16 protein-coding genes are annotated in these 16,883 nt (G+C 60.4%); 12 read left to right on the top strand and 4 right to left on the bottom strand.

Going from position 1 to position 16,883, the window contains the following annotated elements; all coding sequences use genetic code 11:
* Positions 1–4 precede the first annotated feature (4 nt).
* From glmM to serA, 10 genes are all read left to right on the top strand, one after another.
* Positions 5–1,357 (top strand): phosphoglucosamine mutase, encoded by a 1,353-nt coding sequence (gene glmM / locus AM571_RS16770; RefSeq protein ID WP_074062384.1) that lies wholly within the window; start codon positions 5–7, stop codon positions 1,355–1,357.
* Between the two features lie 236 nt (positions 1,358–1,593).
* Positions 1,594–1,980, top strand: coding sequence for a c-type cytochrome (locus AM571_RS16765; RefSeq protein ID WP_074062383.1), 387 nt, complete (start codon positions 1,594–1,596; stop codon positions 1,978–1,980).
* Between the two features lie 144 nt (positions 1,981–2,124).
* Positions 2,125–2,949 (top strand): cytochrome c oxidase subunit II, encoded by an 825-nt coding sequence (locus tag AM571_RS16760; RefSeq protein WP_074062382.1) that lies wholly within the window; start codon positions 2,125–2,127, stop codon positions 2,947–2,949.
* A 32-nt stretch (positions 2,950–2,981) separates the two neighbouring features.
* Positions 2,982–4,760, top strand: coding sequence for a cytochrome c oxidase subunit I (gene ctaD / locus AM571_RS16755; protein WP_074062381.1), 1,779 nt, complete (start codon positions 2,982–2,984; stop codon positions 4,758–4,760).
* Entirely contained in the window at positions 4,757–5,464 is a 708-nt protein-coding gene (locus AM571_RS16750; protein ID WP_074062380.1) for a cytochrome c oxidase subunit 3, read from the top strand. The genes ctaD and AM571_RS16750 overlap by 4 nt, the downstream gene beginning before the upstream one ends.
* A 9-nt stretch (positions 5,465–5,473) precedes the next feature.
* Complete coding sequence (locus AM571_RS16745) at positions 5,474–6,196, top strand: heme-copper oxidase subunit III family protein (RefSeq protein WP_074062379.1); 723 nt, start codon at positions 5,474–5,476, stop codon at positions 6,194–6,196.
* 8 nt (positions 6,197–6,204) lie between these two features.
* Positions 6,205–6,537: a cytochrome C oxidase subunit IV family protein gene (locus AM571_RS16740; RefSeq protein ID WP_074062378.1), complete on the top strand. Its 333-nt coding sequence runs from the start codon at positions 6,205–6,207 to the stop codon at positions 6,535–6,537.
* A gap of 220 nt (positions 6,538–6,757) precedes the next feature.
* Entirely contained in the window at positions 6,758–7,591 is an 834-nt protein-coding gene (locus AM571_RS16735; protein WP_074062377.1) for an outer membrane protein, read from the top strand.
* Between the two features lie 337 nt (positions 7,592–7,928).
* The gene (locus AM571_RS16730; protein WP_074062376.1) at positions 7,929–9,107 is read left to right on the top strand and encodes a phosphoserine transaminase; all 1,179 of its coding nucleotides are present in this window, start codon (positions 7,929–7,931) and stop codon (positions 9,105–9,107) included.
* An 84-nt stretch (positions 9,108–9,191) separates the two neighbouring features.
* Positions 9,192–10,787 (top strand): phosphoglycerate dehydrogenase, encoded by a 1,596-nt coding sequence (gene serA, locus AM571_RS16725; RefSeq protein ID WP_074062375.1) that lies wholly within the window; start codon positions 9,192–9,194, stop codon positions 10,785–10,787.
* Positions 10,788–10,851: 64 nt separating this feature from the next.
* Here serA and AM571_RS16720 read toward each other — a convergent pair whose 3' ends face one another.
* Complete coding sequence (locus tag AM571_RS16720; protein WP_074063303.1) at positions 10,852–11,367, bottom strand: YidB family protein; 516 nt, start codon at positions 11,365–11,367, stop codon at positions 10,852–10,854.
* Between the two features lie 143 nt (positions 11,368–11,510).
* Positions 11,511–13,721 carry a heavy metal translocating P-type ATPase gene (locus tag AM571_RS16715; protein ID WP_074062374.1) on the bottom strand — a complete coding sequence of 737 codons (2,211 nt, stop codon included), beginning with the start codon at positions 13,719–13,721 and terminating at the stop codon, positions 11,511–11,513.
* A gap of 71 nt (positions 13,722–13,792) precedes the next feature.
* Between AM571_RS16715 and AM571_RS16710 the strand changes: the two genes are divergently transcribed.
* The gene (locus AM571_RS16710; protein ID WP_074062373.1) at positions 13,793–14,215 is read left to right on the top strand and encodes a MerR family transcriptional regulator; all 423 of its coding nucleotides are present in this window, start codon (positions 13,793–13,795) and stop codon (positions 14,213–14,215) included.
* Positions 14,216–14,290: 75 nt separating this feature from the next.
* Here the strand turns inward: AM571_RS16710 and AM571_RS16705 are convergent, their stop codons facing one another.
* Complete coding sequence (locus AM571_RS16705; RefSeq protein WP_074062372.1) at positions 14,291–14,959, bottom strand: phosphoribosyltransferase; 669 nt, start codon at positions 14,957–14,959, stop codon at positions 14,291–14,293.
* A gap of 2 nt (positions 14,960–14,961) precedes the next feature.
* The gene (locus tag AM571_RS16700) at positions 14,962–16,293 is read right to left on the bottom strand and encodes an erythromycin esterase family protein (RefSeq protein WP_074062371.1); all 1,332 of its coding nucleotides are present in this window, start codon (positions 16,291–16,293) and stop codon (positions 14,962–14,964) included.
* Positions 16,294–16,483: 190 nt separating this feature from the next.
* Between AM571_RS16700 and AM571_RS16695 the strand changes: the two genes are divergently transcribed.
* Entirely contained in the window at positions 16,484–16,669 is a 186-nt protein-coding gene (locus tag AM571_RS16695; RefSeq protein WP_155774467.1) for a hypothetical protein, read from the top strand.
* The last annotated feature ends 214 nt before the right edge of the window (positions 16,670–16,883 follow it).

The raw sequence follows: 16,883 nt of genomic DNA, 5'->3' as shown, positions 1-16,883 counted from the left end.
GCATATGAAAAGACGTTACTTCGGCACAGACGGCATTCGCGGGCAGTCGAATATCTTCCCGATGACGCCGGATCTGGCGATGCGGGTCGGCATTGCAGTCGGTACGATCTTCCGCCGCGGCAATCACCGCCATCGCGTGGTCATCGGCAAAGACACGCGTCTGTCCGGCTATATGCTGGAGAATGCCATGGTCGCGGGCTTCACGGCCGCAGGCGTCGATGCATTCGTTCTTGGCCCGATCCCGACGCCCGCCGTCGCCATGCTGACACGTTCGCTGCGTTGCGATATCGGCGTCATGATTTCCGCCTCGCACAATCCATACGAGGACAACGGCATCAAGCTCTTCGGTCCCGACGGCTACAAGCTTTCCGACGATATCGAAATGCAGATCGAAGACTTGATGGAGAAGGATCTCCACACGCAACTTGCCAAGTCCGACGACATCGGCCGTGCCAAGCGCATCGATGGCGTGCACGACCGCTACATCGAGCATGCCAAGCGCACGCTGCCGCGCGACGTCACGCTGCAGGGTCTGAGGGTTGCGATCGACTGCGCCAATGGTGCCGCCTATAAAGTGGCGCCGGCCGTGCTTTGGGAACTCGGCGCCGACGTCGTTACGATCGGCAACGAACCCAACGGCATCAACATCAATCTCAATTGCGGTTCCACCAGTCCAGTCGCCTTGCAGAAGAAGGTCGACGAAGTGCGGGCCGACATCGGTATTGCCCTCGATGGCGACGCCGACCGGGTCATCATCGTGGATGAAAACGGCACGATGGTCGACGGCGACCAGCTGATGGCAGTGATCGCCGAAACCTGGGCGGAAAACCAGCAGCTTCGCGGCAACGGCATCGTTGCGACCGTGATGTCGAACCTCGGCCTGGAACGCTTTCTCGAAGGCAAGGGGATGGGCCTTGCCCGCACCAAGGTCGGCGACCGCTATGTCGTCGAGCACATGCGCCAGCACAATTTCAACGTCGGCGGCGAACAGTCCGGCCATATCGTGCTCTCGGACTACGGCACCACCGGGGATGGCCTTGTTGCCGCGCTGCAGATTCTTGCTGCCGTCAAGCGCACTGGCAAGACCGTCAGCGAAGTCTGCCGCCGCTTCGAGCCGGTGCCGCAGCTTCTGCGCAATGTCCGCATTTCCGGAGGCAAGCCGCTGGAAGACCTGCAGGTGCAGCAAGCAATCGCCGATGCGGAAGCCGAGCTTGCCAAAAGCGGCCGCCTCGTCATCCGCCCCTCCGGCACCGAACCGCTGATCCGCGTCATGGCAGAAGGCGACGACCGGGCGCAGATCGAGCGCATTGTCAACGAGCTGATCGGCACGATCTCGGGCGTGCGCACCGCCGCTTGATCCTGACCTGGATGATCGATCAAAGCCGGCGCCGCTTCGCCGGCTTTTTTTTTTGCCCGCCTTATTCGCTTCGGCACAATCTTATTGGATGAATTGACTTATCGGCGCAGAGGCATAGCTTTTTCTTCATCGCACAAGTGTCACCCGCCTGCAGCGACGACAACACGGCAAGCCATATTGCGATAGGAAGCTGGCGCCGGCCATCGTTTCAGGCAACCTGGGAGGATTGGGTTGTCATGCGGTATCGCGTCCTTTTCGCCGGCTTATTGATTGCCATGCTTCCTGCCTTTGGCGTGAATGCCCAGGAGGGCGATGCCACGGCGGGTGCTACTGTCTTCAAAAAATGCGCCATATGTCATGTTGCCGATACGGACAAGAACAAGGTCGGCCCGTCGCTGAACCGGATCCTTGGCAGGAAGGCGGCGACACATCCGAATTTCAGCTATTCTCCGGCAATGAAGAAGGCAGGCGAGGGCGGGCTCGTTTGGGACGAGGCAACACTGCGCGACTATCTCCACGATCCCAAGGGAAAGATAAAAGGAACGAAGATGGTGTTTGCCGGGCTGAAGGACGACACCGAGATCAAAAATCTCATCGCTTATCTCAAGCAGTTTTCCCAATAGAAGAATGCGAATGCCGGACAGTCACCCAGGCGCCGCTTTCGCCGTTGTCATTGTCCACACGACTTGTTCGTGAGATAATGCTAAAAATACACCGACGGATTGCGAATTTCGCCCTGTGGCAAGTCACGGTTCAAGGAGCAGGCAATGGCTATCGTGCTGGTTCTGGTTCTGCTGGTCGTCGGATCCGTCGTGTTTCATTTGCTGAGCCCGTGGTGGTGGACGCCCATTGCCTCCAACTGGAGCTACATCGACAACACCTTGCTGATCACCTTCGCGATCACCGGTCTGGTGTTCGTGGCAGTGGGTTCCTTTATGGCCTATTGCGTGTTCCGGTTCCGGCACAAACCGGGAAACCAGGCGGCCTATGAGCCGGAAAACAGGCGGCTGGAGATATGGCTTGCGGTGGTAACCTCCGTAGGGGTTGCCGCGATGCTCGCGCCCGGGCTCGTCGTGTGGAACCAGTTCATCACCGTGCCCGCCGATGCGCACCAGATCGAAGTCGTCGCTCAGCAGTGGCAGTGGAGTTTCCGGATGCCGGGCGCGGACGGGCGCCTGGGAAAGGCCGATACCCGGGAGGTCAACCCGGAAAATCCCCTTGGCCTGAACAAGAGCGACAACGCAGGGCTCGACGACGTGATCGTCGAGGGAGGTGAACTGCACCTGCCAATCGGCAAACCGGTCAAGGTCCTGCTTCGCTCGATCGACGTTCTTCACGATTTCTACGTGCCTGAATTTCGCGCAAAGATGGATATGATCCCCGGCATGGTGACCTATTTCTGGTTTACGCCGACGCGCACGGGAACCTTCGAAATCCTTTGCGCCGAGCTGTGCGGCGTCGGGCACTCGCAGATGCGCGGAACGGTCATGGTCGATGAGGAGGTCGCCTACCAGGCCTGGCTGGCGGAACAGACGACATTCACCCAAATGCTGGCATCGGGGGAAGCGCAGCCGGCAGAACAGGCGCAGTAGCCTATCGGAGGAACAGGGAGGACGGACATATCATGGTCGATATTCGATCGGGCGCCGGGGAGCTCATCCCACCTGCAGAAGTCGAAGATGTGGAGCTTTACCATCCGAAGAGCTGGTGGACGAAATATGTCTTCAGCCAGGATGCCAAGATCATTGCCGTCCAGTACTCAGTGACGGCGATGGCCATAGGTTTCGTGGCGCTGGTCCTTTCCTGGCTGATGCGACTGCAGCTTGCCTTTCCTGGCTACTTCGCCTTCATCGACGCGGAGCACTATTACCAGTTCATCACCATGCATGGCATGATCATGGTGATCTATCTTCTCACCGCACTGTTTCTCGGCGGTTTCGGCAACTACCTCATTCCCCTGATGCTCGGCGCCAGGGACATGGTGTTTCCCTATGCCAACATGCTGAGTTACTGGATTTATCTGCTCGCCGTGCTGGTGCTCGTGGCCGGATTTTTCGCGCCCGGCGGGCCGACGGGCGCCGGCTGGACGCTCTATCCGCCGCAAGCCATTCTTTCGGGCACGCCGGGCGGACAGGACTGGGGCATCATTCTCATGCTGTCGTCCCTGATCCTGTTCATCATCGGCTTCACGATGGGCGGCCTGAATTATGTCGTGACCGTGCTGCAGGGACGCGCGCGCGGCATGACGCTGATGCGCATGCCGCTGACGGTCTGGGGAATTTTCACCGCGACGGTCATGGCGCTGCTTGCCTTTCCCGCACTTTTCGTCGCCGCCGTGATGATGCTTTTCGACCGGCTGCTCGGGACGAGCTTCTTCATGCCTGCCATCGTGGAGATGGGCACGCAGCTGCAGCAGGGCGGCGGCAGCCCGATCCTTTTCCAGCATCTCTTCTGGTTCTTCGGTCATCCGGAGGTTTACATCGTGGCGCTTCCCGCCTTCGGGATCGTCTCCGATCTCATCAGCACGCATGCGCGAAAGAATATCTTTGGCTACCGCATGATGGTCTGGGCGATCCTGATCATAGGGGCGCTCAGCTTCATCGTCTGGGCGCATCACATGTATGTCAGCGGCATGAACCCGAATTTCGGCTTCTTCTTTGCCGTCACGACGCTCATCATTGCGGTACCGACGGCAATCAAGGTCTATAACTGGGTGCTGACGCTCTGGCGCGGCGATATCCACCTGACACTGCCAATGCTTTTTGCGCTCGCCTTCATCCTGACTTTCGTCAATGGCGGCCTGACCGGACTGTTCCTCGGCAATGTCGTCGTCGACGTGCCGCTTTCCGATACGATGTTCGTCGTGGCGCATTTCCACATGGTGATGGGGGTGGCCCCGATCCTGGTCATTTTCGGTGCGATCTATCATTGGTATCCGAAGGTGACCGGACGCATGCTGGACGAGACGCTCGGGCACATCCATTTCTGGACCACGTTCATCGGCACCTATGCGATCTTCTTTCCCATGCACTATCTCGGCCTGGTGGGCGTGCCGCGCCGCTACTACGAGATGGGCGAGACGGCTTTCGTTCCGCCGTCCGCCGATACGCTGAACGTCTTCATCACCGCTGCGGCCCTGATTGTCGGGGCAGCGCAGATCGTCTTCCTGTTCAATCTGGTCTGGAGCCTTTACAGGGGCCGGGAAGCCGGCGGCAATCCGTGGCGTGCGACGACGCTGGAATGGCAGACCCCGCAGACCCCGCCGGTGCATGGCAACTGGGGCAAGGAACTGCCGGTGGTCTACCGTTGGGCCTATGATTACAGCGTGCCGGGCAATAGCCAGGACTTCCTTGCGCAGAATGACCCAGGCACCGCGCCGACGGCGGCGGGAGCAGCCTCATGAGCGTCATTCTTATTTTCCTGGCGGTCATCGCAGTCATCGCTTTCTGGTGGATGACCCAGCACCGGCTGACCTCCAAGCCTTGGCTGGAGGTGGGACTGGTGACCGAGCCGGCCGGCGAAAAGCGGTTGCCGATGGCCCCCGCCAGGGTTGGCCTCGGCATTTTCCTCGCCGTCGTCGGCGCGCTCTTTGCGCTTCTGATCAGCGCCTACTTCATGCGCATGGCGGCGGCCGACTGGTGGGCGACGCCCATTCCTCGGCTGCTTTGGGTCAACACCGCCGCGCTTGCGCTCAGCAGCGCGGCGCTCGAATGGGCAAAGGTCGAGGCACGCAGCGGTCGTAACGACATCATGCGGGTCGCGCTCCTTTCGGGATTGGCGACGGCATTCCTCTTTCTCGCCGGGCAGGTCATGGCGTGGCGGGAGCTTGCGGCGGCCGGTTACGTGCTTGCCGACAATCCCGCCAACAGCTTCTTCTACATCATGACCGGACTGCACGGTCTGCACATTCTAGGTGGTCTGGCAGTGCTCGGCCGCACGACAGGCAGGGCCTTCGACGGTCGTTTTTCTGCAGCCAAGCTGCAACTCAGCCTCGAGCTCTGTGCCGTCTACTGGCATTTCATGCTTTTCGTCTGGATCGTTCTCTTCGCACTCTTGGCCGGCTGGGCGAATGACTTCGTCGATCTCTGCCGCCAGCTGATTTCGTGAGGGATAAAGATGGCTGACTATACGCAAGCAGAAACCGGCGGAACACTCCAGCGACCCGAGGGCCTGCGTGGGATCGCGGCCGATCTCTCTTCCGACCAGCGGGCATTCAAGAACGTCTCGTGGGGGAAGGCCATGATGTGGATCTTCCTCCTCAGCGACACCTTCGTCTTCGGCTGCTTTCTGCTTGCCTACATGACCGCGCGCATGTCCACGCCTGTCGACTGGCCCAATCCCAGCGAGGTCTTCGCGCTTCATATCGGCGGCCAGGAATTGCCGCTGATCCTGATCGCCATCATGACCTTCGTTCTCATCAGCAGTTCCGGCACGATGGCGATGGCCGTCAATTTTGGATATCGTCGCGAACGTGGCCGGACGGCCGCCCTGATGCTGTTGACAGCGGTGCTCGGCGCGACATTCGTCGGTATGCAGGCGTTCGAATGGACGAAACTGATCTCCGAAGGCGTACGGCCCTGGGAGAATCCCTGGGGTGCGGCGCAATTCGGCTCGTCGTTCTTCATGATCACCGGGTTCCACGGCACCCATGTCACTTTCGGCGTGATCTTCCTTCTCATCGTCGCTCGCAAGGTCTGGCGCGGTGATTTCGACACGCAGCGGCGCGGCTTTTTTACCAGCCGCAAGGGTGATTACGAGATCGTCGAGATCATGGGTCTCTACTGGCACTTCGTCGATCTCGTGTGGGTATTCATCTTTGCATTCTTCTATTTGTGGTGAGGCCTGGCATGGCACAAGCGCAAACGCATTCCGGACAACAACACCCCGTCAAGCTCTATCTCCTGGTCTGGGGGTTGCTCTTCGTCCTCAGCACCTTCTCGTACCTGGTCGACTATTTCGCCATCCAGGGCTATGCGCGGTGGTTCCTGATCCTGTTCTTCATGGTGCTGAAGGCAGGACTGATTGTCGCCGTCTTCATGCACATGGCCTGGGAGCGGCTGGCACTTGTCTATGCAATTCTGGTGCCGCCGGTTCTGGTGCTGGTCTTCGTCGCTATGATGGTCTCCGAATCGAACTATACGATCTTCACCCGGCTGACATTTTCCAGTGTGGGCCTTTGAAGCGATCACTTGTCGAACATCAGAAGTTCGAAGAACTGGTTGGCTCGGCCATGCTTGCGGTAAATCCAACGGGTCGCCCCGGCCGCGGTGTTTTGCAAAAAAACATAGTTAATTTGTACGGTTAAGCAGGTTTTAACATTTCCAATTCATTGTCCATGCAAAGCCTATCAGTTTGGCAGGGAGTCCGCTCTGCCGATGCAACTGGATTTTGGAGTGGATCATGAAAAGAAGCTTGTCCGGCATCTTTGCCGCATTGCTTGTCACATCAAATGCTTTCGCCGCCGATCTCGCTCCTGAGCCCGCGCCGGAAATGCCGCCGGAAGTCACGGTAACTGAATCGACCGGCTGGTATCTACGGGGCGATGTCGGCTACGGCTTCACCGACCTGCGTGGCGCCCGCTACTTCCAGGGCAGCAACGCCAATGAGGTCGATTTCGACAGCGCCGAACTGCGCGACTCATGGACAGTCGGCGGCGGTGTTGGTTACCAGATCAACGATTACCTGCGCACCGACCTCACGCTCGACTACCTGACCAAGGCTGATTTCCGCGGTTCGACAACCGGCCAGTGCGGTGCTCCGCTCGAGGATTGCACGTCTCGCGACGTCTCGTCGCTTACGGCCTGGACGCTGATGGCCAATGCCTATGTCGACCTCGGCACTTACGGCGCCTTCACGCCTTATGTCGGCGCCGGTATCGGCGGTTCCTACGTCAAATGGAAAAGCCTTCGTAACACCTCCTGCCAGGATGACGGCGGCGGTTGCGATGACGACGTGATCCATGGCGGCCGCGGCAACTGGCGCTTCACCTACGCGCTCATGGCCGGCGCCTCGATCGACGTGACGTGTAATGTCAAGGCGGATGTCGGCTATCGCTTCCTGCATGTGGACGGTGGCAATATGTTCGGCTACGCCAGCAACGGTGGTCCTGGCCGGGACCGAGGTTTCTATGTTCATGAAGCTCGCGTCGGCGCCCGTTACCTCTTCGGCGGTTGCCAGCAGGCAAGCTACGAACCGCCGCCGGAAATTCCGCTGCAGCCGTCGGTCTACAAGTGATCCGGAGTCTCAGCTACTGATCGCAAGCCGCCCGTTGGGGCGGCTTTTTCGTGATAAGTCTACTTTCGCCGGTGTGCCATTGTCTGCTCAAACTGCGCATGCGCGGTCTTGCGGTTGAAAGCGGGGACTGCCGAAATCTTGTCGCACATACTGCAGACAGCGATCTACAGACCGTTCTGCGCGGTCGGCCCCGACGCATGAAGCGGCTTGATCGCGCCTGCGTCAAAAAATCCTCCGTATGCGACACTTCCACGTTGACTATAATGCGCGTCATCTGTATCCACGGCGGCGGGACACTCCTCCCCAACGAGGAGCTATCTATCTGGAAGGATAGCACATGGCAAAGACCGCAAAGCCGGACGTACGTCCGCAAAATACCCATTTCTCTTCTGGCCCCTGCTCGAAGCGCCCCGGTTGGACGCTTGATGCCCTTTCGGACGCGGCTCTCGGCCGTTCACACCGAGCCAAAGTCGGCAAGGCAAAGCTGAAGCAAGCCATCGATCTTACCCGTGAAGTCCTCGAAGTGCCGGCGGATTACCGCATCGGCATCGTTCCGGCTTCCGATACCGGCGCCGTTGAAATGGCGCTCTGGTCGCTGCTCGGTGAGCGCGGCGTCGACATGCTCGCCTGGGAAAGCTTCGGCGCAGGCTGGGTCACCGATGTCGTCAAGCAGCTGAAGCTCAAGGACGTCCGCAAGCTGGAAGCCGATTACGGCGAGCTTCCGGACCTTTCCTTCGTCGATTTCGACCGCGACGTGGTCTTCACCTGGAACGGTACCACCTCGGGCGTGCGCGTTCCCAACGGTGATTTCATCCCGGCCGACCGGAAGGGGCTGACGATCTGCGATGCGACGTCTGCCGCTTTTGCGCAGAACCTCGATTTCGCCAAGCTCGATGTCGTCACCTTTTCCTGGCAGAAGGTTCTCGGCGGCGAGGGTGCGCATGGTGTTATCATCCTTTCGCCGCGCGCAGTCGAGCGCCTGCTGACCTATACGCCCGCCTGGCCGCTGCCGAAGATCTTCCGCATGACCTCCGGCGGCAAACTCTCCGAAGGCATTTTTCAGGGCGAGACGATCAACACCCCTTCGATGCTCTGCGTCGAGGACTATCTCGATGCGCTTCTCTGGGCAAAGCAGCTTGGCGGTCTGAAGGCGCTGATGGCGCGTGCCGATGCGAATGCCAAGGTCATCGCCGATTTCGTTGCGGCCAGCGACTGGATCGCCAACCTGGCGGTGGAACCGGAAACCGCGTCCAATACGTCGGTCTGCCTGAAGATCGTCGACAAGGATGTTGCGGCACTCGACGCCGACGGCCAGGCGAATTTTGCCAAGGGCGTCGTCTCGCTGCTCGAGAAGGAAGGTGTCGCCTACGACATCGGCCACTATCGCGACGCGCCGTCGGGCCTGCGCATCTGGGCAGGCGCCACGATCGAAACCGCCGACATGCAGAAGCTGATGCCCTGGCTCTCCTGGGCCTTCGAGACGCAGAAGGCGACGCTCTCCCAGGCTGCTGCCTGACGTGATCGCATCCGGCTCCGCTCACTGAGCGGGGCTCTTGCATTCTCTTTTATCATCGCTGAACACTTTTGAAGGAAGCCCCCAATGGCACCTCGCGTTCTCGTATCCGACGAATTGTCGGAAACCGCCGTCCAGATCTTCCGCGACCGCGGCGTCGAAGTCGATTTCCAGCCGCAACTCGGCAAGGACAAGGACAAGCTCGCCGAAATCATCGGCAACTATGACGGTCTTGCCATCCGGTCCGCCACCAAGGCGACCGAAAAGCTGATTGCAGCCGCCACCAACCTCAAGGTCATCGGGCGCGCTGGCATCGGTGTCGACAACGTCGATATCCCGGCTGCCTCGCGTCGCGGCATCATCGTCATGAACACGCCCTTCGGCAACTCCATCACGACCGCCGAACACGCAATCGCGCTGATGTTCGCCGTTGCCCGCCAGCTGCCGCAGGCTGATGCCTCGACGCAGGCCGGCAAGTGGGAGAAGTCGAAGTTCATGGGCGTCGAAATCACCGGCAAGACGCTCGGCGTCATCGGTGCCGGCAACATCGGCTCGATCGTCTGTGCTCGCGCCATTGGCCTGAAGATGCACGTCCTCGCCTACGACCCGTTCCTCTCCAAGGAGCGCGCCGAGGAAATGGGCGTTGTCAAGGTCGAGCTCGACGAACTGCTTGCCAAGGCTGATTTCATCACGCTGCATGTGCCGATGACGGACAAGACGCGCGGCATCCTCAACAAGGAAGCACTGGCGAAGACCAAGCCAGGTGTGCGCATCATCAACTGCGCCCGCGGCGGTCTCGTCGATGAGGCTGCGCTTGCAGACGCGATCAAGTCCGGCCATGTCGCCGGTGCTGCCTTCGATGTCTTCGAGGTCGAGCCCGCCAAGGAAAGCCCGCTCTTCGGTCTGCCGAACGTCGTCTGCACGCCGCATCTCGGTGCGTCGACCACCGAAGCGCAGGAAAACGTCGCGCTTCAGGTTGCCGAGCAGATGGCGGACTACCTGGTCAAGGGTGCCGTTTCCAACGCTATCAACATGCCGTCGATTACGGCTGAAGAAGCGCCAATCCTGAAGCCCTTCATCAGGCTCGCCGACGTTCTGGGCGCCTTCGTCGGCCAGGTCACCGAGGAGCCGATCAAGGAAATCGAGATCCTTTACGACGGCGCCACGGCGAACATGAATACCCGTGCGCTGACGAGCGCCCTGCTTGCCGGCCTGATCCGCACGCAGGTTGCCGACGTCAACATGGTTTCGGCCCCGATCATGATCAAGGAAAAGGGCATCGTGCTCTCCGAGGTCAAGCGCGACAAGACCGGCGTCTTCGACGGCTACATCAAGCTCACGGTGACTACCGAGAGCATGACGCGCTCGATCGCCGGTACCGTCTTCTCCGACGGCAAGCCGCGCTTCATCCAGATCAAGGGCATCAATCTCGATGCCGATGTCGGCAGCCACATGGTCTACATTGCCAACACCGACGTTCCCGGCATGATCGGCTTCATCGGCACGACGCTCGGGGAAGCCGGTGTGAACATCGCCAATTTCCAGCTCGGCCGAGACAAGCAGGGTGGTGATGCGATCGCGCTCCTTTATGTCGACGGCCCTATTGGCGACGACGTTCTGGCGAAGCTGACGGCGCATCCGGCAATCCGCCAGGCCAAGCCCTTGGTCTTTGCGGTCGATTGAGATTTCCTCCCAAGGAAGAATGAGGATGCCCGGCGCGGGGGACCGCGCCGGGCAAGCCTTTCAATCAGATCGAAAAGTTGGCGCTGTTCGGAATTTGACCCTGTGGTGTCAGGTCGTCTACGGCCTTCGGTAGGTCTTTTGAAAGGCGTTTGAGGATTTCATCCTCACTCAAGCCCGTCTTTGAAGAAAGCTCTTCGAGAACGTCCGGGCCGAGCGCTTGCGAGAGCTGCCGATCGTCGATCGGCTTGTTCTGGCCGCGCGATACCCATGAATCCGCTGTATCGCCGTAGCCGTTCTTGGTGAACTGATCGAGTAGGCCACCAAGGCCGCCACTTAAGATACCACCGGCAGAGCCACCCTTGACGAGGTCGCCGAGACCGCCGCCTGCAAGGCCGCCGAGAATTCCGCCCAAACCTCCCTCAGAAGGCTTGGAGCGCATTCCGCCGGGCTCCGTGCCGCCAGTTTGGGGCTGTGCGCCGCCTTGCGTGAGTTCGCGGAGCGCCGCGGCGATTTTGTCGCGGTTCTGGTATCCGGCGACGGCAAGTATGCCGAGCAATGCCGTAAGATTTCTGCGATCCATGATGTCCTCCCCATCGAGATTTGCCCGGGCGCCGCATTCGATCAATACAGCCCGAATGCGGGAATGCGCGGCCGACGACATGGTTCCCGTGTCATCGAAAATTCACCACAAGCTGTGGTTGGCTCACTCCCTGAAGATAAACACTATCGAACCGGGCGCAGCAGCCGCAGCGCATTGAGGGTCACGAGCACTGTTGCGCCCGTATCGGCGAGGATTGCGGGCCAGAGCCCGGTGAGGCCAATGACGGTCGTGACGAGGAAGACCGCCTTCAGGCCAAGCGCGATGGCAATGTTTTCGAAGATGTTGCGCATCGTCCGCTTGGAAAGCTCGATCATCGCCGCCACATCGCCAACGCGGCCGTGCAAGACCGCCGCATCCGCGGTCTCCAGCGCTACGTCCGTGCCGCCTGCCATGGCGATGCCGACATCTGCAGCTGCCAGGGCAGGGGCGTCGTTGATGCCGTCGCCGACCTTGGCGACGATGAAGCCTTCGCGCTTCAGCTCGCCAACAATACGCTGCTTGTCTCCGGGCATGAGCTCGGCTCTGACATCGATGCCAAGCTGTTCACCGATCGCCCTTGCGGTGCGCTCGTTGTCGCCGGTCAGCATGACGATCCGGACCCCGGCGTCGGTCAGCATCTTGAGGCCGGCTTTTGCGTCCCCGCGCGGCTCGTCGCGCATGGCGATGAAACCGGCGGTTTTGCCGTCGACGAGAAGAACCGATACGCTCTTGCCCTGTACGTTCAACGCAGCGATGCGCTCACCCTGTTCAACCGTCAGGGCGCCAGTCGCGCGGGCGGCAGACGGAGAGAGAAGATCCAGCCTTTCACCGCCGACGCGGCCGGTCATGCCCTTGCCGGGAACGGCTTCTACCTCAAAGGCAGGCGGTACGGGCACCTTGTCGCTCTTTGCGCGATCGAGGATCGCCAGTGCCAGAGGGTGGTTGGAATTTCTTTCCAGCACGGCCGCGCGCGAGAGCACTTGAGCCTCCTTCAATTCGAAAGGCACGATGTCGGTCACTCTCGGCTTGCCTTCAGTCAGCGTGCCGGTCTTGTCGAGCGCGACGGCGGTGACCTTGCCGAGCGTTTCCAGCACGGCACCACCCTTCATCAGCAATCCGCGCCGCGCGCCTGCCGAGAGCGAAGCAGCGATCGCAGCTGGCGTCGAGATCACCAGAGCGCAAGGGCAGCCGATCAGCAGGATCGCGAGCCCCTTGTAGATCCATTCCTCCCAGGTGCCAGCGCCAAGGAGCGGCGGGACAATCGCCACCAATGCCGCGGCCGCGACGACGCCTGGCGTATAGTAACGCGAGAAGCGGTCTATGAAACGCTCGGTGGGCGCCTTCGATTCCTGTGCTTCCTCGACGAGCTTGATGACGCGGGCGATCGTGTTGTCGGCGCTTGCTGCGGTTACCTTGATACGGAGTGCGCCGTCACCGTTCACCGTTCCGGCAAAGACCGTGTCATCTCTACCTTTGCGCACCGGAACGCTTTCGCCGGTCACAGGCGCCTCGTCGATCGCACTTTCGCCAGAGACGATGACGCCGTCAGCCGAAATACGGTCGCCCGGGCGAACGAGGATGGTGGAGCCTACGGTGAGGGTCCCTGCCGGCACTTCCCGCGTTTGGCCGTTTTCCTCCAGCAAGGCGTTCTTCGGCACGAGCGCCGTCAGCGACTGAATGCTCGCCCGAGCACGTCCGGCGGCAACGCCTTCCAGCAATTCGCCGACCAGAAAGAGGAAGACGACGGCTGCCGCCTCCTCTCCGGCGTCGATGATGACGGCGCCGACGGCCGCGACCGTCATCAGCGTCTCGATCGAAAACGGGGTCCCGGACAGTGCCGCCGATATCGCGCGGCGGGCGATCGGTACAAGACCGATCAGCACAGCGGCAACAAAGGCGTAGGGGGCGATCGCCGGCATGAGATGCCCGGCAGCGTAAGCCGCGGCAAGAGCCGCACCGGCTGCGATCGTCAGCCGCCCTTTTCTGCTTTGCCACCAGAAGCCGCCGATCTGTCCATGGTCGTGGCCGTGCAGATCTGTGATGTCCTTTTCGGGATGAATGTGCCCATGGTGATCATGATCGGCCTGATCATGGTTATGGCCTTGCGCAGCTTGATCGTGATCCGGCGCCTTCGCCGGCATCGGCAAGACCGAATAGCCGAGACCCGTCACCTTCTTCTCGATCGCTTTCAGGTCACTCGTGCCGTTATGGCTGATGGTCATCGTGCCCGCGGTCACGGAAACGGAAACGTCCTCGACGCCGGCAATGCGGCGCACTGCAGTGTCTATCTTCGCCGCGCAGGATGCGCAGTCCATTCCGCCAACTTTGTATTTCGCTCGAGCCGCTTCAGCCATTTCGGAGTTCCTTGTTCTTCAGCAGCATTCTTCCTACATGCTCTAGCGACTAGAGGTGCAAGAGAAAAATCATGAAAAAGATCACGATCGGCGAAGCAGCTCGCCAGAGCGGAGTGAAGGTTCCGACGATCCGCTACTATGAGAGCATCGGTTTGCTGACGGCGCCCAGCCGCAGCGAGGGCAACCAGCGCTCCTATGAACCCGCCGATATCCGCCGCCTTGCCTTCATCCGCCATGCCCGCGAGCTCGGCTTCGAGGTCGGTTCCATCCGAACCTTGCTGGCGCTGCAGGACGATCCCGATCAATCCTGCGCCTCGGCCGATGCTATCGCCAAAGCGCGGCTCATCGAGGTCGAGCAGCGTATCCGCAGTCTCATGGCACTGAAAGCCGAGCTGGAGATCATGGTCGAAGGCTGCGGCCACGGCCGTGTGGATCAGTGCCGGGTCATCGAAGTCCTTGCCGACCACGGCCAATGCATGCATCCGCACCACTGAACCCGAAAGGCGCAGGTCACCCTCACTGGTGACTGGCACGAGGGTGGAGAAATGGCGCTGAAACCGTAGACCGCCTCAGCCCTTCGAGGGGGCGCCGAAATCCGCCCTTGCAAGCAACTCGGTGACCTCGCCATCGCTGGTCTGATTGAAATCGTCATAGTGAAGGCTGACCGCCTGGAAGTCCTCGGGCGCGGATAGGCAGAAGACTTCGTCGACTTGCGCCCTCAGATCCTCGATTACCATCCGTGGCGCAACCGGGACCGCAAGAGTGATATGAGCCGCACCCGCCTGACGAAGCGCCTTCAATCCAGCCTTGACCGAAGCGCCGGTGGCAATGCCGTCGTCGACGAGAATGACGCTCCGGTTTGACAGATCCGTGGGTGGGCGATCACCGAGATAAACCTTTCGGCGCCTCTCTATCTCTTCGAGCTGGCGGGCTGCCTCTTTCTCGAAATAATCGAGGGACGCACCGCAATAGGCGAGGACGTCCTCGTTCATAACACGTTGTGGATTCTTGCCGTCGACGACGGCGCCGATGGCATATTCCGGATAGCCAGGCGCCCCGATCTTGCGGACGAGCAGGATATCGAGCGGCGCGTGCAGGCAGCACGCGAGTTCGAATGCCACAGGCACGCCGCCACGCGGCAGACCGAGCACGACAGGGTCATCGCTTCGTGCGCCAATCGCCTCGGCGAGCTTTCTGCCCGCGTCGGCACGATCGTGAAAGCGGAGAGGATTCTGCATCGTCACAGTCCGAACGGATAGGTTTCGGGCACACCCTGCGGGCGCACGGCAGCAAGCGGATTCACGGCTTTCGTTTCTTCGAACCAAAGGTAGCAGTCGAACTGTTCGGGAAGCACTGCCTCGAAATAGTGGCTGTAGAATTCGCTTTCCGGCCGGTAGACGACACCGATGGCGCGTTCAAGTCGACGTTCCGACAATATCTCGCGCACTGCCCGATCGCGGGTTCCGCGCAGGTCGGTCAGCGATCTGGGTATCGCGGTCTGCCGGAAAACACGCTCGTAAGAGTCCGGACGCGACGGATTGACGGTCTTGATCTTTACCGGTTGGTCCCAGTCGTCAGCGGCCGCCACCGTACCGCGGTCCGTCCCGAAGCCCACGAGAAGGGCCTCCTCGCCATAAGCAATCCGGGCAAGCTCGCCGATGTTGAACTGGCCGTCCCAGCCCATGGCGGTGGCAGCCGCATTGCCGATGTGCGAATTGTGGGCCCAAACGACAGCTTTTGCATCTGGCCGATACTCCATGAGCTTCTGGAGCGTTTCGAACATATGCTTGTCGCGCAGATTCCAGGAATCATTGCCGCTCCGGTACATCGCCCGATAATAATGTTCGGCAGTTGCCACGATACGCGCGTTTTGAGCTGCATCGAGAAAGTCCTCGCCATCTGCGGCGGCATAATCGAGCTCGCGGGCGAGCAGTTCCTGCAATTGGGCGACGACGGCCGGCTCGCATTCCTCCTGAACGCCGGAAAGGATGGCATGGGCATAGCCTGCCGGCCGCTCCTGCCATGGCGTCAGGCAGGCATAACGGCGGCGAGCTGCTTTCGCCTCCTCGGGGTCGATACGCTGGAGGTAATCGAGCACCGCCTTGAGCGAGCTATTCAGCGAGTAGATATCCAGGCCGCGCAACTCGACCCGCCGGGCCGGCGCGAGACTTTCATTGTAGCTGCGCAGCCACGAGACGAACTGCTCGAACTCGGCGTTCCGCCACATCCAATCGGGAAAGCGTATAAAGGATTCTGCGTCGTAGGTTCGCACGCGCCGGTGACGCACATGGCGGTCGATCCGTTCGGCGTCGGGCCAATCGGCTTCGATTGCGATGATGTTGAAGCCGTGATTTTCGATGAGGTTGCGGGTGATGGCCGCGCGCGCCTGGTAGAACTCGGCCGTACCGTGCGTCGCCTCGCCCAAAAGGACGACCTTCGAGCTGTCGATATAAGGATCGAAGAAGACGCCGAATTCGATCATATGGGCGGGATCAGGCAGCGGTTCGCAGGCATGGCGAATTGCATGCGCGATGCCGTCCGCCTGGTTCGGTTTAAGCTCCAGGAGAGTCATATGAGCCTCCTTTCGAATGTGATCGGGTTATTTGTCCGTCGTTTGCGAGGGCGGCTCGGCGCCTTCGTTGGCTCCGTATCGTCTCACTAGAAACACATTGCCGCAAGAATTGTTTCTGCGGCATCAAACGGTTTTCGATTGCCTGAGCTACATTCTTCCGCCGAAAGCTCAGGCGAACTATGTTTGTGATTTGTTTCTATTTTCTCACCAGCCGGATTTTTTCAGCTATCTGCGCGCCTTCGCCTCCGACAGGATCAAGTTTGATCGCAATTTCATGGCCGGTGAGGATGCCGGCGTTGTTGCGATCATCCGCTCGCTCGTCGGCATCGGCTCGGGCGTCGATGCGACGGCCCGTGCCGAAGGTTTCGAAAAGTGAGCAGCTCAAGAGCCTCAAGCAGCAGGGTTTCAGGGCTAACTGCTCGAAAAATCCGTGACACGGGCGCAAGCCGAAGAATTGAGATCGGCATGCCCCCAAAGCGGTGGATCGCCGTCAACGGCTGAGATCTCTCATCGGGGAAATGTTCGCGGCCTTGCCGGGCTCCCAAGCGGTCGCACGAACTTTTGCCCTTTTCCATATTGCAGGGCACCCT

The sequence above is a fragment of the Rhizobium etli 8C-3 genome (assembly GCF_001908375.1).
GTDB classification, from domain to species: domain Bacteria; phylum Pseudomonadota; class Alphaproteobacteria; order Rhizobiales; family Rhizobiaceae; genus Rhizobium; species Rhizobium etli_B.
Note: the sequence above shows the minus strand (reverse complement) of the source record. Positions and strands in the feature narration are given on the sequence as shown.

Excerpts from the sequence above, each read along its gene's own strand:
- glmM (WP_074062384.1), top strand. The coding sequence starts at position 5 with ATGAAAAGACGTTACTTCGGCACAGACGGCATTCGCGGGCAGTCGAAT.
- AM571_RS16765 (WP_074062383.1), top strand. The coding sequence starts at position 1,594 with ATGCGGTATCGCGTCCTTTTCGCCGGCTTATTGATTGCCATGCTTCCT.
- AM571_RS16760 (WP_074062382.1), top strand. The coding sequence starts at position 2,125 with ATGGCTATCGTGCTGGTTCTGGTTCTGCTGGTCGTCGGATCCGTCGTG.
- ctaD (WP_074062381.1), top strand. The coding sequence starts at position 2,982 with ATGGTCGATATTCGATCGGGCGCCGGGGAGCTCATCCCACCTGCAGAA.
- AM571_RS16750 (WP_074062380.1), top strand. The coding sequence starts at position 4,757 with ATGAGCGTCATTCTTATTTTCCTGGCGGTCATCGCAGTCATCGCTTTC.
- AM571_RS16745 (WP_074062379.1), top strand. The coding sequence starts at position 5,474 with ATGGCTGACTATACGCAAGCAGAAACCGGCGGAACACTCCAGCGACCC.
- AM571_RS16740 (WP_074062378.1), top strand. The coding sequence starts at position 6,205 with ATGGCACAAGCGCAAACGCATTCCGGACAACAACACCCCGTCAAGCTC.
- AM571_RS16735 (WP_074062377.1), top strand. The coding sequence starts at position 6,758 with ATGAAAAGAAGCTTGTCCGGCATCTTTGCCGCATTGCTTGTCACATCA.
- AM571_RS16730 (WP_074062376.1), top strand. The coding sequence starts at position 7,929 with ATGGCAAAGACCGCAAAGCCGGACGTACGTCCGCAAAATACCCATTTC.
- serA (WP_074062375.1), top strand. The coding sequence starts at position 9,192 with ATGGCACCTCGCGTTCTCGTATCCGACGAATTGTCGGAAACCGCCGTC.
- AM571_RS16720 (WP_074063303.1), bottom strand. The coding sequence starts at position 11,367 with ATGGATCGCAGAAATCTTACGGCATTGCTCGGCATACTTGCCGTCGCC.
- AM571_RS16715 (WP_074062374.1), bottom strand. The coding sequence starts at position 13,721 with ATGGCTGAAGCGGCTCGAGCGAAATACAAAGTTGGCGGAATGGACTGC.
- AM571_RS16710 (WP_074062373.1), top strand. The coding sequence starts at position 13,793 with ATGAAAAAGATCACGATCGGCGAAGCAGCTCGCCAGAGCGGAGTGAAG.
- AM571_RS16705 (WP_074062372.1), bottom strand. The coding sequence starts at position 14,959 with ATGCAGAATCCTCTCCGCTTTCACGATCGTGCCGACGCGGGCAGAAAG.
- AM571_RS16700 (WP_074062371.1), bottom strand. The coding sequence starts at position 16,293 with ATGACTCTCCTGGAGCTTAAACCGAACCAGGCGGACGGCATCGCGCAT.